This window comes from Myxococcus sp. AB025B (assembly GCF_006518215.1).
GTDB lineage: Bacteria > Myxococcota > Myxococcia > Myxococcales > Myxococcaceae > Myxococcus > Myxococcus fulvus.
The window spans coordinates 1-20163 of sequence record NZ_SRLW01000051.1 but is presented as its reverse complement, the minus strand read 5'-3'; the positions used below and the strand labels follow the sequence as shown (position 1 = coordinate 20163).

Below are 20163 nucleotides of genomic sequence, written 5' to 3'. Positions count from 1 at the left end.
GACGCGGGCCTGGGTTGTTTGTTATTTCGCGCGCGCTGAAGGTGATTGGCGGGCGCTGGAAGAGCTTCGTCCTCTACTTCCTCTTCGAGGGGCCCAAGCGGCTGTCGGAGCTGCGGCGGGTGATTCCGGGCGTGAGCCAGAAGGTGCTGGTGCAGCAGCTGCGCGAGATGGGGCGGCACGGCGTCGTCGCGCGCGAGGTGTTCGCGGAGGTGCCGCCGCGCGTCGTGTACACGGCCACCGCGCTGGGGCTCAGCCCGCGGCCCATCGTGGGCGCGCTGGGTGATTGGGGCAAGCACCACGCCGCCGAGCTGCGCGCCCTCGACGAGCCGGCGCCGACGGGCGCGTCATCGAGGCGACGGGCACCCGCGCCGCGAGCGGGTACCGCCGCCCGCCCGGCCGTCAGTAGTAGTCGCGCAGGGTGAGCCGGCGCTGCTCGCCGCCCTTCACCGTGAGGACCACCGTCTGGCCGCTGGCGCGATACCGCCAGCTGGACCGCGCCTGGTTCGACGCGTCGGGGCCGAGCGGCTTGCCGTCGATGGCGACAATCTCCTCGCCCACCTTCCAGCCCGCGGCCTCCGCGGGGCTCCCGGGCGCGACCAGCTTCACCTCGAGCCGGCCCTCCGAGGAGGGGAGCACGAGCAGGCCGGACCGGTCCTTGCGGAAGGGCTGACGCAGCGCCCGCGTGTCGGGCACGAGCATCAGCGTGTCCATCTGGTAGTCGGTGAGCATCCGGAAGCGCGCGAGGACGCCCAGGCCCAGGTTGCCGAGCAGCCGGTCCGAGGTGGAGATGCTGTTGCCGGCGTCGTCGAAGACCGTGGGCACGTTCTCCAGCGTGACGCCCGCCAGCTCGATGCGCTTCAGCGTCGCCACGTCGCGCTCCCTCAGGCCGCCCACGGCGCCAGACAGCGTCTTGGAGCTGGGCCGTCCCTCCAGCAGCCGGGCCTCCTGCCAGTACGCGGGGAAGAGCGAGAGCGCGCCGCCATTGCCCACGTCGAACAGCACGGGGATGGCGGGCCGGCCCTCGACGGAGAGCTGTACCGCGCGCTGCCCGCCCGCGGACTCCACCAGCGGTAGCCGCACCGCCTTCGCGGGCGGCTTGAAGTGGGCGCGGTCGTGGAAGGCGACGCGCCGGTTCGGGAAGTCCACGTCCACCACGAGCTGATGGAAGGCCTCCTTGCCCAGGATGACGGGCAGCGGGTGTCCCAGCATCCGCGCGACGGGGGCCAGGTCGATGACCGCCACCGTCAAGCCCGTCAGCCTGAGGTTGCCCATCCCGATGTCCACGCCCGACGCGAACTGGGCCTGCGCCTGTCCGCCGCTGCCCACCGCCGCGACCTGTCCCTCCGTCTTCAGCCCCAGCGTGCGGGCGTAGGCCGCGTCCACCACCGTCATCTCCGCGCCGCTGTCGAGCAGCACCTGCGTCGGCTTGCCGTTCACCCTGGCCGGGATGAAGACGCGGTTGTCGTCGAAGAACTCGAACGGGAGGAAGCCCGTGGTGTGGCGGCCGTTCGTGAAGCGCGCCTTGCGCACGTCCTGGGGCCGCGCGAACACGGCGGGCGCGATGGGCACGTTCAGCTCCAGCGTCTCCACCACTGTGCGCGAGTCGGAGTCCGGGTTGTCGGTGAGCTCCTCCTCCAGGAAGGGCATGCGCACGCCCTCCACCTGCCGCCAGTCCCCCAGGCGCACGAAGCGCGTGACGTTGTTCTCGCGGATGCGCAGGCCGTGGAGCGCTCCAGTGGCGTCATCGAGGAACAGGTCATAGAGGTCCTCGTCGCCGAAGGTGACGCGCACCACCTTCCAGGCGCGGCCATCCCGCGTCTCATCGGCGCGGGGCTCGAGCTTCGCGCCGTCTCCCCCTCGCAGCGCGGTCCCCAGCTCCAACGCCAGCTGGTGCCGCGCGTCGCGGGCGTCGGTGGGCGAGGCATCCTCCACCTGACCGCTGGCGTTGAGCTTCCAGCCGCCCTCGGGCGTGAAGGCCATCGAGTGGCGCACCACCCCGAAGTCCTCGTCGTGACGGACGCGTCCGTCGCGATGGCTCCAGGACTCCATCGTCCCCTGGAGCCCGGAGGTCGAGGCCTTCCCCCGGACATGAAGGCTCTCCAGGCGCGTGAAGGCGTCCCCACCGCGCCACGCGAGGTGACGCTCGATGAGCGTCCGCGTCGCCTCCGCGGTGGCCGCGAAGGGGAGGAGCACGAGGGCCAACAGGAGCGGGAGCAGGGGTCTCATGGGGTGTTTCCGCGCTTGGGGGTGGAGGGCTGGCCCACGAGCCGCCGCAGTCCGGGCGGGCTCGAGCCGACGAGGGAGAAGGCGCGTGACAGCCGGGCGCGCGTGGCCAGGGGCGCGCTCAGGCGCACCTCCGCGGACAGCCCGCTGTGTTGCAGACAGGAGAGGTATCCGCTGTCGCTCCAGATGGCCTGCTTGACGCCGGTGCCGTCGGGGGTGAGCAGCGCGACCAGGAACTCGCGTGCGTCGACCACGAGCGTGAGCTGCGCGCCCGGCCAGCGCTCGCGCACGAACTCCGCGTTGGAGGACAGCACGCAGTCGAAGGGCACCTTGGGCGTCTCGTCGTAGACGAGCCCCGCGATGGCCACGTCGCGCGCGCTCGCCTCCGTGAGGGCGGGGACGAGCGCGGTGAAGGGGGGAGGGAAGAGGTCGAAGAGCACCTGCTCGGTGGCCGAGGCAATCATCGCCCGCGCCCGCTCCATCACCTGCGCGGTGCTCTTCAGGTGGTAGATGCGGTCGTCCTGCGCGGGGGCGTGCAGCTTGCGCAGCGCGCTCGCCGCCTCGCTCCTGCGCGTCTCGAAGCCCCGCTGCAGCGCGGCGAGCACCTCGTCCGGAGGCACGGGACGAAACGAGCGCGGCTCGCCTTCCTCCACCAGCACCGCCCCCTTGTGCTCCAGCGACGCGAGCGCCTGGTAGATGCTCGGCGGCGCCTTCCCCAGCGCCTGCGCCAGGCGGTAGCCCGTGGCCGGCGCCCCCTTCAGCAGCTCGCAGTACACCCGCGCCTCGACCTCCGTGAACCCGAGCGCCACCAGCCCTTCATCCGCGTCCATGGGATCTGTTATTACTCGCGGATAATAATAGTCAAGCCAATGAAGCGGCCCGGGGGTGCTCGCCTGCCTTCCCGGGGAGGACTTTCGCGTTCCGGGGCGCCTGCTTAGGGAGGCCCGAGGGCCCCGCGCGAAGCCGTGCCCCGGACTCCCCGCTGTGCTAATCCGTCCTGGCGGTACAGCGACGTCCCTCACCTCCCTCGGGAAGACACTTCATGGCCGGCAGCAGTCTGATTGCGCTCATCGACGACATCGCGACCATCCTGGATGACGTCTCCATCCTGACGAAGGTGGCGGCGAAGAAGACGGCAGGCGTGCTCGGAGACGACCTGGCGCTCAACGCCCAGCAGGTGACGGGCGTGAACGCGGACCGCGAGCTGCCGGTGGTGTGGGCGGTGGCGAAGGGCTCGCTGGTCAACAAGGCCATCCTGGTGCCCGCGGCGCTGGCCATCAGCGCGCTGGCGCCCTGGCTGGTGACGCCGCTGCTCATGGTGGGCGGCGCCTACCTGTGCTTCGAGGGCTTCGAGAAGATCGCCCACAAGTTCCTGCACGGCGCGGAGGACGAGGCGCACAAGGCGGAGCTGCGCGAGGCGCTGGCGAACCCGGCCGTGGACCTGGTGGCGCTGGAGAAGGACAAGATCAAGGGCGCGGTGCGCACCGACTTCATCCTCTCCGCTGAAATCATCGCGATTACCCTGGGCACCGTGGCCGCGGCGACCTTCGCCACCCGCGTCTCGGTGCTGGTGGGCATCGCGCTCATCATGACGGTGGGCGTGTACGGGCTGGTGGCTGGCATCGTGAAGCTGGACGACGCGGGGCTCTACCTGAGCCGTCAGGCCAGCGGCTTCCAGCGCGGCCTGGGCGCGGGCATCCTCCGCGCGGCGCCGATGCTGATGAAGTTCCTCTCCGTGGCGGGCACGGCGGCCATGTTCCTGGTGGGCGGCGGCATCCTCGTGCACGGCGTCTCCACGCTGCACCACCTGGAGGAGTCGTTCGCTGCCTGGGCCTCGTCGGCGCCCGGCGTGGGCAGCATCCTGGGCGGCCTTGCGCCCATGCTGCTCAACGGCGCGGTGGGGCTGGCCGCGGGCGGCGTGCTGGTGCTCCTCTTCACGCTGGGCCAGAAGCTGGTGAAGAAGAAGCAGTAGCGGCGCGCGCGAAGCCCTCGACGACGCGCGTCAGGCTCCGCGTCGTCCGAGGGCACGCCGCCCCGGTGGTTGCGTCACGCGTGCGAAGTCGGGTGAGCTGCGCGGAGGTCGCAAGCTCCACCCCGAGGTCGGGAGGATGTCCCGATGACGCGCGCGCTGCTCCAGCGAGTCGCCCTGTGGTTCCTGGCCCTCCTGTGTCTCACGGAGGCGGCGCCGCGCGGCTACTGCTTCAAGTCGCCGGAGGCCTGGATGAAGGCCTTCACCGCAGCGACGTCGCCGTAGTCTCGCTGAATCATCTCCCGGAGGGCCGCGCGCTTGTCAGCGGCCCGCGCGTGGTAGCCCCGGGCAATCTCGTAGCCCACGTGGTAGCCGGCGTCCGACACGCCATGGCGGCCACTCTCGACCCCGTCGAGCTTCGTGGCGCCGTCCCGGATGCCGAGGCGCCCGAGCTGCGCGCGTTGCTCGAGTCGATGCTCGATTTGACGGTGTCGGTGGGGGGGGCGAGGCGTGCTGGCGGAGTTCGCCTCGACGGCGAGGTGCGGTGCTGCCTGTGGGAGGAGCGCCATCGGGCGCTCCTGGTGCCCCATGAGGACCGTCGGGTGAAGACGGACTTCGTCTCGCTCCAGAAGCACCTCCGGGAAGAGGTGCTCCGGTACGAGCCACCCGAACTCGAGGTGGGCACGCCGTGGTGCTCGTGTGGCGCTCCCGTCGCAGCGGACGATGAAGCCTGTCGGACCTGCAAGCGCCACTTCACCGCGCCGCTGGGGATCGAGTCTCGTCCGGAGGACTTCGAGCGGCTGCGGCCCCTGCGCACCCGGCTGCTGGAGCTGAACGTGCGGCTGCCCGACAAGGACGTGTTCCGGCCAATGTGTTCCGGCCGAGCAACGCCTTCGAGATGCTGACGTTGGAGGAACTGCTTCCCGCGGCGGGGCCCGAGCTGACTGAGCCGGGCGAGCTGCGCCGGCGCGTGGAGCTGCTGGAGGAGGTCGAGCAGTGGCCCTGGCGCTACCGTCTTCCGTCGTGTCGGTCACCTCGGCCTTCGCTTCGTGGTGCGACGCCCTGGCGGAGCTGAAGAGGCCCGCCGTGAGCAAGGTCCTGGAGCAATTGGCCCGGGAGCAGGAACATCGCTTCAAGGCGCTCGCCGGCATCGTCCCTGATTCGCTGGGGTGGCATGCCGCGGGAGAGCTCAGCTTCAGCTCGTTGCCCATCCTGTTCGCGTACAAGCAGGAGCAGATCCTCGATGCGCTGGACTTCGTCCGTCGCTTCGCGGGAGCCAAGGTCGCGCTGTCCGAGCGGTTCCTGGGCGTCCTGCTGCGCATCGCGCCCGAGCGCGTCTCGGCGAAGGAGCGCAAGCGCCCCTGAGACGCGCCCGTGCGAAGATCGACGCGGGAAATGGGACGAAATCCCGGACGCGCCGTCCTGGGAAATATGAAGACTTCGAAGAAATCGAGTGTCCTTTACACGCCACCCGCGTCGTCCCAGAAGCCGTCGAAGACGAAGGGAAAGGGCGTGACGTCCCAGGCCACGAAGGCGCCCCAGGGCGCCAAGGCCCATGCACCGCCGAAGCCCGCGCCGGCACCCACGCCGACGGCCGCGCCAACGCCGACGCCGACGCGGCCTCCCACGCCGACGGCCGCGCCAACGCCGACGCCGACGCGGCCTCCCACGCCGACGGCCGCGCCAACGCCGACGCCGACTCCCGCGCCGACGCCAACGGCCGCGTCCGCGACCGCGCCCACGCAGTGCTCGCCGAAGAAGAACTGGGGCGCGGAGTTCGGCATGGGCATGGCCGAGGCGCTCGGCGTCGACGTGTTCTTCAAGCAGGACACGTGGCGCGAGGCGGGGGAGGGGCTGCACCTGCTCGCCACGCAGCCGGGGCGCGCGGCCGCCGTGCTCGGGGACGAGTTCAAGGCGAACGTCGCCGACCCGCTCCGGGCGGCGGGCTTCACACGGGAGGCGGTCAGCAATCCCAGCGGCCCCTCCGGCGTGGCCCTGCGCAACACCCTCGGCTCGCTGGCCAGCCAGGCGGGGCAGGCGGTGATGGACGTCGGCCACAGGTCGACGGTGGGGTTCCAGACGCTGCTGGCCCATCCGGGGGCCTCCCTGCAGGTCATCGCGAACAGTCCGCGGGAGCTGGGGCAGGTGTTCGGCACGGCGACCGGCGTGGGGCTGGACATGATTTCGGGAGGAAGCTCCGCCGTCGTGCGCGGCTCCACGCGCGTGGGCACCGAGGTCGCGGGCTCCCTGGTGCAGACAGCGCTGCGTACCGGCCCCCCCAACCCGTCGACGGTGGTGGATGCGCTCACGCCGGATGTGCCGCACCCGCTGCTCGCGGGGAGCGTCGACGAACTCGCGGCTCCCCTGGCCAGCACGGCGCAGGTGCCGCGCCACATCGATGGAGCCTCGGGGCCGGTGAGCTTCCGGCCTGGCGCGGCGGAGGTCATCGACATCGACCTGCGGCTCGGAGACATCGTCGGACAGACCCGCTTGGAATCCAGCGTCACGCTCCCCACCGGACTGGCTCCTTCAGTCATTGCCGACCAGGTGGCCGCCAGCGCCGCGTCCTACCGGGAGTTCTTCAGCCCCGTCGGGCCGCCGGGTCGGGTGGAGGTCTTCATGAGCGACGTGCCTCCCGTGGGCGCCTTCGTCTTCGGGGATGTCGTCAGGGGCACGAAGGGGACGTTCGAGTTCAACTTCGTGCCCGGTGCGGCGGTTCCTTCGCCGGCTCCACCACGTCCCGCGGGTCCACTGGCGCAGCCCGTCTCCCAGGCGGCCGCTGCGCCACATTCGTCCATGGTCGACTTCGGGAGAGGACAGGTCTTCGGTGACATCCACATCGGAGATGTCGCGTCGGGCTCCATCGTCTCCATGGGCTTGAATGTCCCCGTGGCGATGACGCGAGAGCCCCCGGTGGCCGCGGCGCTCGCGGCCTTCAGGGAGACCCTCTCTCAACACATGGAGGACTGGGCACGTGTGCGCTCCTCCGTCCATATCGACATGGGGCATGAGGACTGGGGTGGCCCCGACGTCGTCATCCGGGATGTGGCGCGGGGGAACATGCTCGAGGTGCGCATCAACGTGCCCCAGAACGTCACGCCCGACGAGGCCGCGCGGAGCGTCCAGGGGGTCCGCGAGGGCTTCGAGCAGCTCTGGGCCCAGTGGTACAGCGAGCAGCCCTGAGTCCGCGTCGCGCGGGAGTGGGCCCATGGGGGAGGGCCCCATCCTCACGACTGGAGCAGCCGGTGGAGGCTCACCTCCAGGTGGCTGCGGAACACACCCAGCAGGCTCTCCAGCTCGGGCGGCGCCAGCGCGAGCCGCGCGGCGAGCGACTGGCGTGTCCCCTCGACGAGGCGCGTGCGTGCCTGGAGAATCCAGCGCGAGGCGGTGGAGCGTGAGGTGCGGTACATGATGGCCACCGAGCCCACCGAGAGGTTGTCCACATGGTGCAGCCGCAGCAGCGTCCGCTCATGGGGCGTGAGCGTCCCGAGCGCCTCCTCCAGGGCGTGCCGGAAGTCGTCGCGGTGACGCGCGAGGATGAGGCTCAGCTCGGGGTCCTGGGCCACCAACGCCTCTGTCTCCGCGGAGGCCTCCTCCAGGGGGAGCTGCACCGGGTCCCTCTGCTTGAGGTCGATGAGCAGCCGCGTGGCGATGGCGCGGGCCCAGCGCGCGAGCGGTCCCCGACCCGAGTAGCTCGCGATTCGCGGCGGCTGCGTTGCCTCGGGAACGAGCAGGCGCTGACGCAGGTGCTGACGGACCTCGGCGACCAGGGTGGCATCCTCGCGGGGGAACCAGGTGTCGACCTGCGAGAACAACCGCTCCTCCAACCGCGCCAGCGCCCGCGCATCGCCGCGAGCACACGCGTGGGCCAGCAGCAGCTCGTCCGCGCGCACGTGGCCCAGGGCCTCGCCCACGTTCCCTTCCGTGGGCAGCCGCGTGGCCAGGTGCCGCACGAAGTCCTCGGGGGCGATGGTGAGCGTCGGGTGGGCTTCACGGGCGCTCCCCACCAGCGTGAGCAGCGTGGCCTCCAGCTCGGGCAGCGCGCGCAGGGCCTCGATGCACGACGGTGGCGCCGCGCGGAGGAGTGCCTCGCTCAAGGCAAGCTCATCGCTCATGTCGACCCATCCTACCAGGATGGCTCGCGCCGCCAGGTCCACGGAGCCCCAGGGTGAGTCGACTTCACACTTCGACACCGTGCCCGGACGAAGGCGCGCTCGCGGACCTGGTGGAGGGGCTGGTGACAGGCTCCGCCCTGGCCCGGCTGGAGCAGCACCTGGATGGGTGTGCGCGCTGTCGTCAGTTGGTGGTGGTGCTCGCCGGGGACGAGGACTCGAGGGACCGGCTCCAGCCGCGGCTCGCGCCCGGCGCCCGAGTGGGCCGCTATGTGCTCCTGGAGCACATCGGCCTGGGCAGCATGGGCGTGGTCTTCGCCGCGTATGACCCCGAGCTGGACCGCAAGGTCGCGCTGAAGCTGCTGCGGCCGGATTGGGACGCGGGGCCGGGCGCGACGGAGGCCCGCGCGCGGCTTTCGCGTGAGGCCCAGGCCCTGGCCCGCTTGTCCCATCCGCACGTGGTCGCGGTGCACGACGTGGGCGGACATGACGACGGGCTCTTCATCGCCATGGACTTCGTGGCGGGGACCACGTTGCGCAAGTGGCTGAAGGCCGCACCCCGGCCGTGGACGGACGTGCTGGAGTGCTTCCTCCAGGCGGGGAGGGGCCTGCAGGCGGCCCACGCGCGCGGGCTGGTCCACCGGGACTTCAAGCCCGACAACGTGCTGGTGGGGCTGGACGGGCGCGTGCGCGTCACGGACTTCGGCCTGGCGCGGCTCGTCCGGGAGCCGGAGCCCCTGGAGCTCTCCACGGGGACGGCCGCGCCCCGCGGGCCCTCGGTCGAGGTGACGCAGGACGGAGCCCTGCTGGGCACGGTGGCGTACATGTCGCCCGAGCAGCTCGAGGGCCGACCCGCGGACGCGCGCGGTGACCAGTTCAGCTTCTGCATCGCGCTCGTCGAGGCGCTCTGTGGCGAGCGTCCCTTCCGGGGGAGCACGCCCCGGGAGCTGCACCAGGCCATCCTCGCGGGCACACCCTCGTTGCCCCTGCCCTCGCGCGTCCCTTCGCGGGTGCGTCGCGCGCTGTTGCGCGGACTGTCGGCGGACCCGTTCTCGCGTCACCCCTCGATGGAGGCGCTCCTGTCCGCGCTCACGCACACGTCGCGCTGGATGCGCTGGCGCTGGATGATGGCGGGCGCGTGCGCGACGGCGGTGCTCGGCGTCGCGACGGGGTTCTGGCTGCGCGAGGCCACGCGCTGCGCGGGCGTCGAGGGGCGCCGCGCGGTGGAGTGGAGCGAGCAGCGGCGCGCGCGCCTGGTGGCGGCGCTCGAGTCCGCCAGCCCCAGGTTGTCCGAGCAGGCCCGCGACCACACCCTGAAGCGCCTGGGGGCCTATGTCGACTCGCTCGTGGCGATGGAGCGCGAGTCCTGCGAGGCCACCCACGTCCGCGGCGAGCAGTCCGAGCGGATGCTGGACCTGCGCGGCGCGTGCCTGTCGCGGCGGTGGGGCTCGCTGGGGGCCACGGTGGAGCTGTTGTCGCGCGCGGACCCCGCCGTGCTGGAGGCGGCCCCGCGGGCGGTGCATGCCCTGCCGGACATCCTGCCGTGCGCGGACCGCGTGGCGCTGGCGAGCGTGGTGCCTCCGCCGGCCTCGGCCCAGGCGCGAGCGCGGCTCGAGAAGCTCCGCCTCCAGCTGGCGGAGTCGACGGCGCTCCACGAGGCCCGCCAGGAGGACGCGGCGATGGCGCTGACCCAGCAGGTCCTCCAGGGGGCGCGCGAGGTGGGCCACCGGCCCGATGAGTCCGCGGCGCTGCTGGTGCTGGGCTACATCGAGGGCGCGCTGGGGCACTACGACAAGTCCTGGGAGGCCTTCCGCGCCTCGCAGCGCGCGGCGCTCGCGGGGCGGGACGACGAGATGCTCGTGCGCTCGCTGACGGGGATGGTCAGCGCGGAGCTGAACCGGAAGGACCGTCACGAGGAGGCCGGGCACGCCGCCGAGATGGCGGAGGCGGCGCTGGAGCGCATGGACACCACGCTGACGCCGAGCGCCGCCAGTGAGTTCCATGCCACCCGGGGACTGCTTCGCTTCAGGAAGGGGGCCTATGACGCGGCCCTCGAGGACCTCCGCGCGGCCGTGGCGATTCGCGAGAAGTCGCTGGGCGCGGAGCATCCCCTCGTCGCCCATCCCCTGTCGACCGTGGGCATCGTGCTCAATGCCCAGGGGCGCTACGCGGAGGCCCTGGCGAGCCATGAGCGCGCGCTGGGGCTCTTGGAGCGGGCCTATGGCACCGAGCACCTCGGCTGCATCGAGTACCTCAACAACGTGGCGACCTCGCTGCGGTTGCTGGGGCGGGTGGAGGAGGCGGTGGCGCGCTACTCGCGGGCGCTAAAGCTGGCGGAGCGGCTGCCCCACGACGAGCATCCGCGGGCCCTCATGGTGCGGCTGAACCTGGGAGATGCGCTCCAGCGACAGGGCAAGCTGAGCGAGGCGCTGGCGCACTATGCGCGAGTGTTGCCGGACCTCAAGCGCATCCACGGAGAGGCGCATCCCCGCGTGGTGTCGGTGCTGACGAGCATGGGCAATGCGCACGCGGACCTGGGGCAGTCCGCGTCCGCGGAGCAGGCCTATGGCGAGGCGCTGGCGCTGCAGCGGCGCTACCTGGGCGACACCCATCCGGACCTGGCGCTGACGTACAACAACCTGGGCACGGTGAAGCTGGACCTGGGGGCCCATGCCGAGGCGCGGTCGCTGCTGCTCGCCGCGCGCAAGTCGTGGGAGCAGTCGCTGGGGACCGAGCATCCGAAGGTGGCCTCCGTCATCCAGAACCTGGCGAAGGTGGACCTGGCGGAGGGGCGCCTGCCCGCGGCGCTCCATGGCTTCCTGCGCGCGCTGGAGCTGCGGCGCAAGGCGCTGGGCCGCGAGCATCCCCGGGTGGTGGTGACGCTGACGCTGGCGGGGGATGCGACGCGCCGGTTGCGTGGGGCGCGAGCGTCGCTGGAGTTGTTGGAGGAGGCCGTGGCGCTCGCGGGCAAGGTGGAGCTGGCGCCCGTCGAGCGGGGGATGGCCGAGTTCGCGCTGGCGCGTGCGCTGTGGGAGGTGGGCGAGGAGCAGCGCCCCAGGGCGTTGACGCTGGCGCGAGAGGCGCAGCGTCGCTTCGAGCAGGACCCCCTGGGCGCGGCGAAGGAGCGCGGCGCGCTCGACGCGTGGCTCGCGGCCCCGGCGAGGTCACCGCGAAGTGGCGGTGGCACCCGCGTAGGGGGCTCGCCATGACGCCCCTGTCACGAAAGGACGGGCCCTGCTCCGCGCCTCCAGAGGGAGCGGCCCCTGCGCCAGAACTTGCAATGAAGCCCCGGCTCATTGGCCAAGGGGGTTCCCATGCGATGGATTCGCGCGTTGACACTGGGTGGTTTGACGTGGGTGGTCGGCTGTACCGAGAGCAAGGTCGCGGATGACCTGGACATCGTCCTGAAGGGGCGCCTGGTCGACGAGGCGGGCGCGGCGTTGCCCGAGGCGATGTTGAAGGTCTACCGCAGCGACAACTCGTCGTGTGCGTTCGCGGGCTTCACGGCGAGCTGGAAGTCGGTGAAGGCCCGCGCGGATGGCACGTTCGAGCTGGACCTGTTGGGAGCGGACACGCGCAACGGGAGCATCGCGCGCTGCTTCGTCCTCCGCTCGCCGGCGCAGCGTGAGGGGCGGAGCGTCTCCGCCGCGTTCCTCGTGCAGGAGTCGGAGGTCCAGCTGCCCGTGCTGCAGGAGTGGACCGGCACGATGACGGCCACCGAGGAGGCGGGAGGGGTGAGCGTGGGCTTCCGCTCCCTGCGCGCGACGCACGGGCTGGAGAGCGATGGGCACGTGTTGTCCGTGCGTCCCTCGCTGCGTGAGGCCTGGCGGGTGACGGATGCCGTGTCGCCCGTGCGCCTGAGCGACTACGTCCTCGAGGACGCGGCGGGGCTCCAGGCGTTCGTCAGCGTCGAGCGTGACGCGAAGGCGGGCTCGGAGTCGGTGAGCCTCACCTATGTCAGCGACGAGCGGGCGCTGCCTCGCCGGGCGCTCGTCCCCGTGAGCCGTGGCGCGACGTGCACGTACCTGAACGCGGAGACGCCGTGCCGCCTCACGAACGGAGAGCTGGATGGGCTCGTGCTCTTCCAGACGGGCGTCCAGGAGGTCGTGGTGCAGCTGGCCAGGCCGGTGGTGCCACGCAAGGCGGTGCTGCGCAACTTCGACGTGTCCGGCGCCGTGAACGAGCTGGTGCTGGAGGGCAGCGCCGACGGCACGCAGTGGGTGCCCCTGGCCAACCTGCTCGAGGGCACGGGCGCGCGGCCCTTCGTGGAGGTGGACCTGACCGGCACGACGGCCGTGTCCCAGGTCCGGGTGAAGGCGGTCCCGCGCGAGACGACCGGGCAGCTGCGCTCGCTGGGGCAGCTCTCCCTCTTCGAGTAGCGACGGCTTCACGGGAGCGGGCGCACCGGTCGCGGGAGAGGCCCGGCGCTCCCGAGGGCTGGGTGCCAATACAGGCCGCGCTGGCGGTTGAGCCGTGCTGCGTGAAGAACCGCCGTGTCGGGAGGGCTCGGAGTTGCTCGCCCAGGGGGCGGGGCGTGGGCGACCGGTCAGGTCGCTCGTGCCGACGGCGCGGCGGGGAGGCTCGAGAGGATGCTCAGCGCCTCGGGGCCGCCGAAGACGGACGCGGGCACGCCGAGGACGCCTTGCTCCAGCAGCGCATCGAACGAGCACCGTGACGTGGCGAAGTATCCGATGCAGCGCGAGGCCTGCAGCTCGGGCCTGCGGGTGGTGAGCGCATCCAGTGCGCGCGCATGCTCGACCAGACGTGCTCGGACCTCGGTGGGACGCGCTGCGTGCTCGGTGAGGGCCGCGTAGCCGATGCGCAGCTTGCGCTCGTCCTTCGGCAGCGGCGCGAAGGCGGCGCGCATGTCCTCGCGCCACCGCGACGGCGTGATGCACAGCCCCGCGTGGTCCGGGATGAGCCAGCCCTTCGACAGCGAGACGAGGACGAACGCGAGCTCCTCTTGCATGAGCCGCAGGACCCACGGCGCCGGAGGTGTCGCGTACGCGGAGTCGATGAGCAGCACCCGCTCCCCCGGCTCGGCGCGGACCCACGCCTCCACCTGCTCGGCCTCCTCGCGTCCGAGCTCGCGTCCCCAGGGCTTGAGCGGCTCGCACAGCAGGAGCGCGTCGCAGTCCTGGAGCACGGGCAGGCCCTCGTGCGAGGCGTAGCGAACGACCTGGACACCTGCTTCGTCGGCGAGCTGCAGGTACACCGGGTACACATCCTCGGGGACGCCGAGGCGCGCCCGTCGGGACGCGAGCCAGCCGAACAGCGCGCGCAGGGAGCGCCGCACCCCGTGGCTGACCTGCGTCCGCGCCTTGAGCCCCGCGTCGAGCCCCAGGTGCGCGAGATAGCGCTCGGCGAGGTGACACCGGTAGGGCGCCTCCGCGTGGGTCGAAGGCGCGATGGGCGCGAAGCCAGGCCCGAGGCTCCGGTAGACGTTGAGCTCCGCCAGGTCGATGAGCCCGGGCCGCTTCGCGCGCCACGCGTCCCGCAGCGCGAGGAAGTCCTCGTGTCTCATCCGCGCAGCTCCGAGGCGGGGTCCTCGAGCGAGGCGAGGCAGGTCCCATCGCTCATGAGGTTCCACGAGCGGACCTTCCGGTGCGTGCGCTCCCAGCCGACGGACGGCTCCGTGTACGCCGCCACGCGCAGCACCCGCCCCGCGACTTCCCCCTCGAACACGGGGCTTCCCCACGGGAGCGCGTCGACCTGCGTGAAGCCTCCGACCTCCATGGCGTGGAGCACGAGCGCGAGCGGCACCTGATGCGCCGCGCAGTACTGGTTCGCGGCGCTCGGCGCCCACGCGTTCTCGGAGAGGCTGGAGACGTAGAGCTCCTTGAAGCAGACCTCGTGGAACCCGTCGCGCGCGCTGCGCTCCAGGTAGGCGAGGACCTTGGGGACGTCATCCACGCCGCCCCGCTGGAGGACGCAGATGGCGCGGCTGCGCAGCCCGAAGGCCCGCGCGAGCGCACCCGAGTCCACCGACAGGCCCATGATGCGCGCGTCGTCCTCGCGCGTGACGCCGTGGCGACTGACGGCCAGCGTGGTGAGGCCCTCGTCGCGCAAGGCGTGCAGTTGCCCCGCATCCAGGCGCGCGCCGTTGGTGATGAGGAGCGTCTTCGGGAACCGCTCGGCGAGGCCGCGCACCAGCGAGCGCAGCGGGCCCGGGGCCATCAAGGTGGGCTCGCCCCCACCGGTGATGACGGCGCGCTCCGCCCCTCGGGCGCGGGCGAGGTCCGCCCAGTGCAGCTGATGTTCGAGCGAGGCGCTGCGCTGCCGCGCCAGGTCGGAGACGCTGGCCTTCGAGAAGCAGAACGCGCACTTCGCCTGACAGGCCTTCGCCACGGGCAGCACGGAGAAGGAGCGGGGACGGCAGTCCTCCCACGGCGCGAGCCCCGTGTCGTCCAGCTGGAAGGCCTGCGCGGTGACCTCCTCGTGGAGGGTGGGGCGCAGCGTCCCGTCCTCCTCGACCCACGCGACGCCGCTCAAGGGGACCTCGGGCGAGGGCCACCGCCAGCCGATTCCCGTGCCCGTGGTGTCGTTGGGGCGCATCGCCCGCTCACCCGACGTGGGCAGCCGGGCGCGCAGCGCGACGACGCGGTCCTTCGCGCGGCCGAGCTTCGCGACGAGCCGCCGCGCCTTCGCGAGCCCCGGCGCCCAGGGCTCGTCCTCCCTCAACATGTAGAACGCGTCGGGGAAGGTCGACTCGGCGATGGACGCTTTCGAGTACCGCATGCGGTAGCGATCGAATCCGCGCAGCCAGTTCGAGAGCGGAATGAAGGCGACGAAGGCGGTGTCCATGACGTCGGCACTCTCTCAAGCTCCAGGCTTCGTGTCAAATCGACACAAAGTTCGGGCGGGAAGGGGAGCGCCTGGTGGGTTGCCTTGAGTGTTCGGGTGGGGACCTCTACGGTGGGCGGATGAGGACCGTGGAAGCCTGGAAGGGGCGGTTGCGGGTCGCGCTCAAGGATGCGCTGAAGGACAGGAACGCGGCGGCGGTCGCGGTGCTGCGGGAGACGCTGGCCGCGCTCGACAACGCCGAGGCGGCGGACCTGAGCGTCGCCCCCAAGGCCGTCACGGGGGTCGTCGCGGGGGGTGTAGAGGGGCTGGGACGTGGAGACGTGCCGCGTCGGCTCCTGTCGCCGGAGGCGGTGGATGCGCTCCTCCAGAAGGAGCTCCAGGCGCGACGGGAGGCGGAGGCCCTCTACGTCAAGCTGGGCAAGCACGAGGAGGCGCGGACGCTGCGCGCCCAGGTGGAGCTGCTCCTCGCGCTTCGGGCGGAGCCCACGGGCGACTGAGCTTCGTCAGCGCGCGCCATCCAGGAGCGCGGCGAGCGCTTCTGGCTGGGAGGCGAACGGCGGGTGAGGGGACTCCAGGGCGAGTTCTCCGATGTTCATCCGGCTCTCCTGGGGGCCACGCCAGCCCCTGCCACCCGTGGCAAGGTCAAGCGCTCCGGTTAACGGGCAGCGGGGCTTCGCGCTGGGGCCGGGGAGATTGCACCGGTCGCGTCCCCGTGTTTCGTTGGGTCCCGACGCCCAGGAGGTCTCCCTCGTGCTGCAGCTCCGCCCCGGCTGTGAGTGTTGTGACCGTGACCTGCCGCCCGACGCGACGGACGCGTTCATCTGCACCTTCGAATGCACGTTCTGCGCGAACTGCGTGTCGGAGCGCTTGAAGGGTATCTGCCCCAACTGCGGCGGTGACCTCACGCCGAGGCCGCGCCGGCCCGCCAGCAAGCTCGCCCGGTTCCCCGCGTCCACGGAGCGAGTGTTCAAGCCGCAAGGCTGCGCTCCGCGCTGAGGCGCGGGAATCGCGGGTGACGCTGGCCGAGGATGGGCCGGACGCCGTGGTGGCGCGCCTGGGCCTTCCCGCCCGGGTTCGCGTGGCGGCGACCCGCGTCAGCGCGACTTCGGCTTCCAGCGCTCGACCATCAGGTCGATGAGGCGCCGCACCTTGGCGGGCAGGTGGGTCTTGCTCGGGTAGAGCGCGGTGATGCGCACGGTGCCCGTCTCGACGGAGGGCAGCAGCGCCCGCAGGCGCCCTCGCGAGAGGTCCGCGTCGACGAGGAAGCCGGGGAGGAACGCGACGCCCATCCCGGCGACCGCCGCGTCACGCAGCGCCTCGCCGCTGTCGAGCCGGAGGCGGCTTCGTCCCTCCACGTGGACCCACGAGCCGCCCTGCTCACGCAGGCGCCAGCGCTGCCTGCGCGCGCGGCTGCTGAAGAACAGGCAGTCATGCGCGGACAGCTCCTCCAGCGTCCGGGGCTCTCCACGCGCGGCGAGATAGGTCGGGGAGGCGCAGAGGATGGCGGGGTACTCGGCCACGAGCCGGGAGACCAGGCGCGTATCCGTATGGGTCGCCTGGATGCGCACGGCGAGGTCGTAGCCCTCCTCGATGACGTCCGCGACGCGGTCGCTGAAGCTCACCTCCGCCTGCACCTCGGGCCACATCCGCAGGTAGTCCCGCAGCACCGGGAGCACCAGCAGCCTGCCGAACGCGTCCGGCACGGTGAGGCGCAGGACGCCTCGCGGAGTCCCCGTGTGCTGTCCGACGCTGGCCTCCGCTTCCTCCAGCGCGGCGAGGACCTGCTGGCAGTGCTCATGGAACACGCGGCCATCGTCGGTGAGGCTCACGTGGCGCGTGGTGCGGTGGAGCAGGCGCACGCCGAGCCGCGACTCCAGTCGGGCCAGCGCCTTGCCCGCGGCCGAGCGCGTCAGTCCGATGGCCCGCCCTCCCGCGACGAAGCTGCCCGCGTCCACGACGGACATGAAGGCGAGGATTTCGTCGAGGTTGGCGCGCTTCATGGGCCCCACGATTGTAGCGGCCTCATCGCTGGAGTGGGGAACACCGTTCGTCAATCCCAGCGCTATAGGGTCATGGCATCGCCAACCCCAGGAGAACCGCCATGCCCGTCACGCTGCTCAACCCCGATGGAATGATGAAGCCCGAGCTCTACCACCAGGTGTCCATCTCCACGGGCTCCCGACAGGTCCACATCGCCGGTCAGGTCGCCTACGACGCGGAGGGGAAGCTCGTCGCGCGAGGAGACCTGGCGGGGCAGGTGGCGCAGTCGCTGCGCAACGTCGGCCTCGCGCTCGCGGCGGCCGGAGCCTCGTTCAGCGACGTGGTCCGCTTGAGGTTCTACGTGGTCGGCTGGAAGCCCGAGCAACTGCCCCAGTTCGGCGCGGGTGTTCAGCAGGTCGCGCAGGAGCTGAAGTTCGTCCCCGCGCCGGCCTCGTTGATTGGCGTCAGCGTGCTCTTCGAGCCGGACATCCTCGTGGAGGTCGAAGCCACCGCCGTCCTGCCTTGAGCCATCGCCTCGGCAAGGCTCCGTGTCCCTCGCGTTGGGAGCACGGAGCCTTCGTGGGAGGCCGCGACTACGAGCGCCGCGCCGCGCGCCCCCGGGGAGCTTCCGGCTTTCCGCCTCCGACCTTCGCGCCCGAGGCCCCGCCGACATACGCCGCCAGATGCTGCCCGGTCAGCGTGGCCTTCGCGGAGACGAGGTCCGCCGGCGGCCCCTGGAACACGATGGTCCCGCCGTCGTGCCCCGCGCCCGGGCCCAGGTCGATGATCCAATCCGCGTGCGCCATGACGGCCTGGTGGTGCTCGATGACGATGACGGACTTGCCCGAGTCGACCAGCCGGTCCAGCAGCCCCAGGAGGTTCTCCACGTCGGCCAGGTGCAGGCCCGTGGTCGGCTCGTCGAGCACGTAGACGCCGCCCTCCTCACCCATGTGCGTCGCGAGCTTCAGCCGCTGCCGCTCGCCGCCCGACAGCGTGGTGAGGGGCTGGCCGAGCCGCAGGTAGCCCAGCCCCACGTCGTTCATCCGCTTCAGGATTTCATGCGCGGCCGGCGTGCGCGCCTCCTTGGAGCCGAAGAAGGTCGCCGCGTCCTTGACGGGCAGGTCGAGCACCTCGGCGATGTTGAGCGCGCCCAGCCGGTACTCCAGCACCGCCGCCTGGAAGCGCTTGCCCTCGCACTCCTCGCACAGCGTGCTGACCCCCGCCATCATCGCCAGGTCCGTGTAGATGACCCCGGCGCCGTTGCACGTGGGGCAGGCGCCCTCCGAGTTCGCGCTGAACAGCGTGGGCTTCACGCCGTTGGCCTTGGCGAAGGCCTTGCGGATCGGCTCCAGCAGCCCCGTGTACGTCGCCGGGTTGCTGCGCCGCGAGCCGCGAATCGCGCTCTGGTCCACCGTCACCACGCCCTCACGCCCCGACACCGAGCCGTGGATCAGCGAGCTCTTCCCGGAGCCCGCCACGCCCGTCACCACCACCAGCACGCCCAGCGGGATGTCCACGTCCACGCCCCGCAGGTTGTGCGCCTTCGCCCCGCGCACCTTCAGCGCCCCCGACGGCTTTCGCACCGAGGGCTTCAACGACGCGCGGTAGCCCAGGTGCCGCCCGGTGAGCGTGTCGCTGGCGCGCAGCCCGTCGACGGTGCCCTCGAACACCACCGCGCCACCGGCGGTGCCCGCGCCCGGGCCGATGTCCACGACGTGGTCCGCGATCTCGATGACCTCCGGCTTGTGCTCGACCACCAGCACGGTGTTGCCCTTGTCGCGCAGGCGCAGCAGCAGGTCATTCATCCGCTGGATGTCGTGCGGATGCAGTCCGACGGTCGGCTCGTCGAACACGTACGTCACGTCGGTGAGCGACGAGCCCAGGTGGCGAATCATCTGGATGCGCTGGGATTCGCCGCCCGACAGCGTCCCCGACGGACGGTCCAGGCTGAGATAGCCCAGGCCAATCTCCACGAACGAGTCGAGCGTCTGGCGCAGCGTGGCCAGCAGCGGCGCGACGGAGGGCTCGTTCAGCCCGCGCACCCACTCGGCCAGGTCACTCACCTGCATCGAGCAGGCCTCGGCGATGTTGATGCCCTTCACCTTGGAGGACCGGGCGGCCGCGTTGAGCCGGGTGCCTGCGCACTCGGGGCAGGGCGTGAAGGTCACCGCGCGCTCCACGAAGGCGCGGATGTGCGGCTGCATCGCCTCCTTGTCCTTGGACAGGAACGACTTCTGGATGCGGGGCACCAGGCCCTCGTAGGTGAGGTTCATGCTCTCGAACTTCACCTTGGTGGGCTCCTTGTAGAGGAAGTCCTCCAGCTCCTTCTTCGTGTACTTGCGGATGGGCTTGTCCGGGTCCAGGAAGCCCGAGTTCGCGTAGATGCGCACCTGCCACCCGTCCGCGTTGTAGCCGGGGATGGTGAGCGCGCCCTCATTGAGCGACTTGCTGTCGTCGTAGAGCTGGCCCAGGTCGATGTCCGTCACCGAGCCCATGCCCTCGCACCGGGGACACATGCCGCCGGAGATGGTGACCACGCGCTCCTCGACCTGGCCCTCGCCCTTGTCGACGGTTATCTGCCCCGACGCGCGCGCCGACGGGATGTTGAAGGAGAACGCGTTGGAGGAGCCGATGTGCGGCTTGCCCAGGCGGCTGAACAGCACCCGCAGCCTCGCGTTGGCGTCCGTCGCGGTGCCGACGGTGGAGCGGGAGTTGGCGCCCATGCGCTCCTGGTCGACGATGATGGCCGTCGTCAGGCCCTCCAGCACGTCCACCTCGGGCCGTCCCAGGGACGGCATGAAGCCCTGGACGAACGCGCTGTAGGTCTCGTTGATCATCCGCTGGGACTCGGCCGCGATGGTGCCGAAGACCAGCGACGACTTGCCCGAGCCGGAGACGCCGGTGAACACCGTCAGCCGGCGCTTGGGGAGCTCGACGCTCACGTCCTTGAGGTTGTTCTCCCTGGCGCCCCGGACGCGGATGAGGTCGTGGCGGTCCGCGGGATGCGCGGGAGTGGAGTGCTTGGGCTCGGTCATGACAGGGGTACCAACGGCGAACGGGTGGGGTGTGGGGACG

At 71.5% G+C, this 20163-nt stretch carries 19 protein-coding genes; 10 read left to right on the top strand and 9 right to left on the bottom strand.

Annotated features, from left to right (window positions below; genetic code table 11):
* Positions 1-14 precede the first annotated feature (14 nt).
* Positions 15-422: a helix-turn-helix domain-containing protein gene (locus FL311_RS11125; RefSeq protein ID WP_228556812.1), complete on the top strand. Its 408-nt coding sequence runs from the start codon at positions 15-17 to the stop codon at positions 420-422.
* Here FL311_RS11125 and FL311_RS11120 read toward each other — a convergent pair.
* Together FL311_RS11120 and FL311_RS11115 are read right to left on the bottom strand one after the other, a co-directional pair.
* Entirely contained in the window at positions 400-2226 is a 1827-nt protein-coding gene (locus tag FL311_RS11120; protein WP_141325014.1) for an aspartyl protease family protein, read from the bottom strand. The genes FL311_RS11125 and FL311_RS11120 overlap by 23 nt on opposite strands.
* A complete protein-coding gene (locus FL311_RS11115; protein WP_141325012.1) occupies positions 2223-3053 on the bottom strand; it encodes a TrmB family transcriptional regulator in 831 nt (276 codons plus the stop codon). Before FL311_RS11115 ends, FL311_RS11120 begins: the two co-directional genes overlap by 4 nt.
* A 212-nt stretch (positions 3054-3265) precedes the next feature.
* Here FL311_RS11115 and FL311_RS11110 point away from each other — a divergent pair, with 212 nt between their 5' ends.
* Positions 3266-4195 (top strand): DUF808 domain-containing protein, encoded by a 930-nt coding sequence (locus FL311_RS11110; RefSeq protein ID WP_141325010.1) that lies wholly within the window; start codon positions 3266-3268, stop codon positions 4193-4195.
* Positions 4196-4416: 221 nt separating this feature from the next.
* Here the strand turns inward: FL311_RS11110 and FL311_RS44030 are convergent, their stop codons facing one another.
* Positions 4417-4578 carry a hypothetical protein gene (locus FL311_RS44030; protein ID WP_194869162.1) on the bottom strand — a complete coding sequence of 54 codons (162 nt, stop codon included), beginning with the start codon at positions 4576-4578 and terminating at the stop codon, positions 4417-4419.
* Between the two features lie 3 nt (positions 4579-4581).
* On the opposite strand from FL311_RS44030, the gene FL311_RS44025 reads away from it, so the two are divergent.
* Positions 4582-5097, top strand: coding sequence for a hypothetical protein (locus FL311_RS44025; protein ID WP_194869161.1), 516 nt, complete (start codon positions 4582-4584; stop codon positions 5095-5097).
* Positions 5098-5278: 181 nt separating this feature from the next.
* Complete coding sequence (locus FL311_RS11095; RefSeq protein WP_141325004.1) at positions 5279-5557, top strand: hypothetical protein; 279 nt, start codon at positions 5279-5281, stop codon at positions 5555-5557.
* Positions 5558-5652: 95 nt separating this feature from the next.
* On the opposite strand, the gene FL311_RS11090 is transcribed toward FL311_RS11095, so the two are convergent.
* The gene (locus FL311_RS11090; RefSeq protein WP_153882677.1) at positions 5653-5982 is read right to left on the bottom strand and encodes a hypothetical protein; all 330 of its coding nucleotides are present in this window, start codon (positions 5980-5982) and stop codon (positions 5653-5655) included.
* Between FL311_RS11090 and FL311_RS11085 the strand changes: the two genes are divergently transcribed.
* A complete protein-coding gene (locus tag FL311_RS11085; protein WP_153882676.1) occupies positions 5975-7375 on the top strand; it encodes a hypothetical protein in 1401 nt (466 codons plus the stop codon). The genes FL311_RS11090 and FL311_RS11085 overlap by 8 nt on opposite strands.
* Positions 7376-7419: 44 nt before the next feature.
* Here FL311_RS11085 and FL311_RS11080 read toward each other — a convergent pair whose 3' ends face one another.
* Positions 7420-8307, bottom strand: coding sequence for a sigma-70 family RNA polymerase sigma factor (locus FL311_RS11080; protein WP_141325000.1), 888 nt, complete (start codon positions 8305-8307; stop codon positions 7420-7422).
* Between the two features lie 53 nt (positions 8308-8360).
* Here FL311_RS11080 and FL311_RS11075 point away from each other — a divergent pair, with 53 nt between their 5' ends.
* Positions 8361-11513 (top strand): tetratricopeptide repeat protein, encoded by a 3153-nt coding sequence (locus tag FL311_RS11075; protein WP_141324998.1) that lies wholly within the window; start codon positions 8361-8363, stop codon positions 11511-11513.
* Between the two features lie 105 nt (positions 11514-11618).
* The gene (locus FL311_RS11070; protein ID WP_194869158.1) at positions 11619-12683 is read left to right on the top strand and encodes a hypothetical protein; all 1065 of its coding nucleotides are present in this window, start codon (positions 11619-11621) and stop codon (positions 12681-12683) included.
* A gap of 167 nt (positions 12684-12850) precedes the next feature.
* On the opposite strand, the gene FL311_RS11065 is transcribed toward FL311_RS11070, so the two are convergent.
* Positions 12851-13828 (bottom strand): hypothetical protein, encoded by a 978-nt coding sequence (locus tag FL311_RS11065; protein WP_141324996.1) that lies wholly within the window; start codon positions 13826-13828, stop codon positions 12851-12853.
* Positions 13825-15108 (bottom strand): radical SAM protein, encoded by a 1284-nt coding sequence (locus FL311_RS11060; protein WP_141324994.1) that lies wholly within the window; start codon positions 15106-15108, stop codon positions 13825-13827. The genes FL311_RS11065 and FL311_RS11060 overlap by 4 nt, the downstream gene beginning before the upstream one ends.
* Before the next feature lie 119 nt (positions 15109-15227).
* On the opposite strand from FL311_RS11060, the gene FL311_RS11055 reads away from it, so the two are divergent.
* The gene (locus FL311_RS11055; protein WP_141324992.1) at positions 15228-15605 is read left to right on the top strand and encodes a hypothetical protein; all 378 of its coding nucleotides are present in this window, start codon (positions 15228-15230) and stop codon (positions 15603-15605) included.
* A 253-nt stretch (positions 15606-15858) separates the two neighbouring features.
* The gene (locus FL311_RS11050) at positions 15859-16104 is read left to right on the top strand and encodes a DUF1272 domain-containing protein (RefSeq protein ID WP_141324990.1); all 246 of its coding nucleotides are present in this window, start codon (positions 15859-15861) and stop codon (positions 16102-16104) included.
* 98 nt (positions 16105-16202) lie between these two features.
* On the opposite strand, the gene FL311_RS11045 is transcribed toward FL311_RS11050, so the two are convergent.
* On the bottom strand, positions 16203-17108 hold the full coding sequence (locus FL311_RS11045; RefSeq protein WP_141324988.1) for a LysR family transcriptional regulator: 906 nt from the start codon (positions 17106-17108) through the stop codon (positions 16203-16205).
* A gap of 101 nt (positions 17109-17209) precedes the next feature.
* On the opposite strand from FL311_RS11045, the gene FL311_RS11040 reads away from it, so the two are divergent.
* Positions 17210-17614, top strand: coding sequence for a RidA family protein (locus FL311_RS11040; RefSeq protein WP_141324986.1), 405 nt, complete (start codon positions 17210-17212; stop codon positions 17612-17614).
* Positions 17615-17681: 67 nt separating this feature from the next.
* On the opposite strand, the gene FL311_RS11035 is transcribed toward FL311_RS11040, so the two are convergent.
* Entirely contained in the window at positions 17682-20123 is a 2442-nt protein-coding gene (locus FL311_RS11035; RefSeq protein ID WP_141324984.1) for an excinuclease ABC subunit UvrA, read from the bottom strand.
* Positions 20124-20163: the final 40 nt, after the last annotated feature.

Coding starts and splice junctions, on each gene's coding strand:
- FL311_RS11120 (WP_141325014.1), bottom strand. CDS start 2,226: ATGAGACCCCTGCTCCCGCTCCTGTTGGCCCTCGTGCTCCTCCCCTTC.
- FL311_RS11115 (WP_141325012.1), bottom strand. CDS start 3,053: ATGGACGCGGATGAAGGGCTGGTGGCGCTCGGGTTCACGGAGGTCGAG.
- FL311_RS11110 (WP_141325010.1), top strand. CDS start 3,266: ATGGCCGGCAGCAGTCTGATTGCGCTCATCGACGACATCGCGACCATC.
- FL311_RS44025 (WP_194869161.1), top strand. CDS start 4,582: ATGGCGGCCACTCTCGACCCCGTCGAGCTTCGTGGCGCCGTCCCGGAT.
- FL311_RS11085 (WP_153882676.1), top strand. CDS start 5,975: ATGGGCATGGCCGAGGCGCTCGGCGTCGACGTGTTCTTCAAGCAGGAC.
- FL311_RS11090 (WP_153882677.1), bottom strand. CDS start 5,982: ATGCCCATGCCGAACTCCGCGCCCCAGTTCTTCTTCGGCGAGCACTGC.
- FL311_RS11080 (WP_141325000.1), bottom strand. CDS start 8,307: ATGAGCGATGAGCTTGCCTTGAGCGAGGCACTCCTCCGCGCGGCGCCA.
- FL311_RS11070 (WP_194869158.1), top strand. CDS start 11,619: ATGCGATGGATTCGCGCGTTGACACTGGGTGGTTTGACGTGGGTGGTC.
- FL311_RS11065 (WP_141324996.1), bottom strand. CDS start 13,828: ATGAGACACGAGGACTTCCTCGCGCTGCGGGACGCGTGGCGCGCGAAG.
- FL311_RS11060 (WP_141324994.1), bottom strand. CDS start 15,108: ATGGACACCGCCTTCGTCGCCTTCATTCCGCTCTCGAACTGGCTGCGC.
- FL311_RS11055 (WP_141324992.1), top strand. CDS start 15,228: ATGAGGACCGTGGAAGCCTGGAAGGGGCGGTTGCGGGTCGCGCTCAAG.
- FL311_RS11045 (WP_141324988.1), bottom strand. CDS start 17,108: ATGAAGCGCGCCAACCTCGACGAAATCCTCGCCTTCATGTCCGTCGTG.
- FL311_RS11040 (WP_141324986.1), top strand. CDS start 17,210: ATGCCCGTCACGCTGCTCAACCCCGATGGAATGATGAAGCCCGAGCTC.
- FL311_RS11035 (WP_141324984.1), bottom strand. CDS start 20,123: ATGACCGAGCCCAAGCACTCCACTCCCGCGCATCCCGCGGACCGCCAC.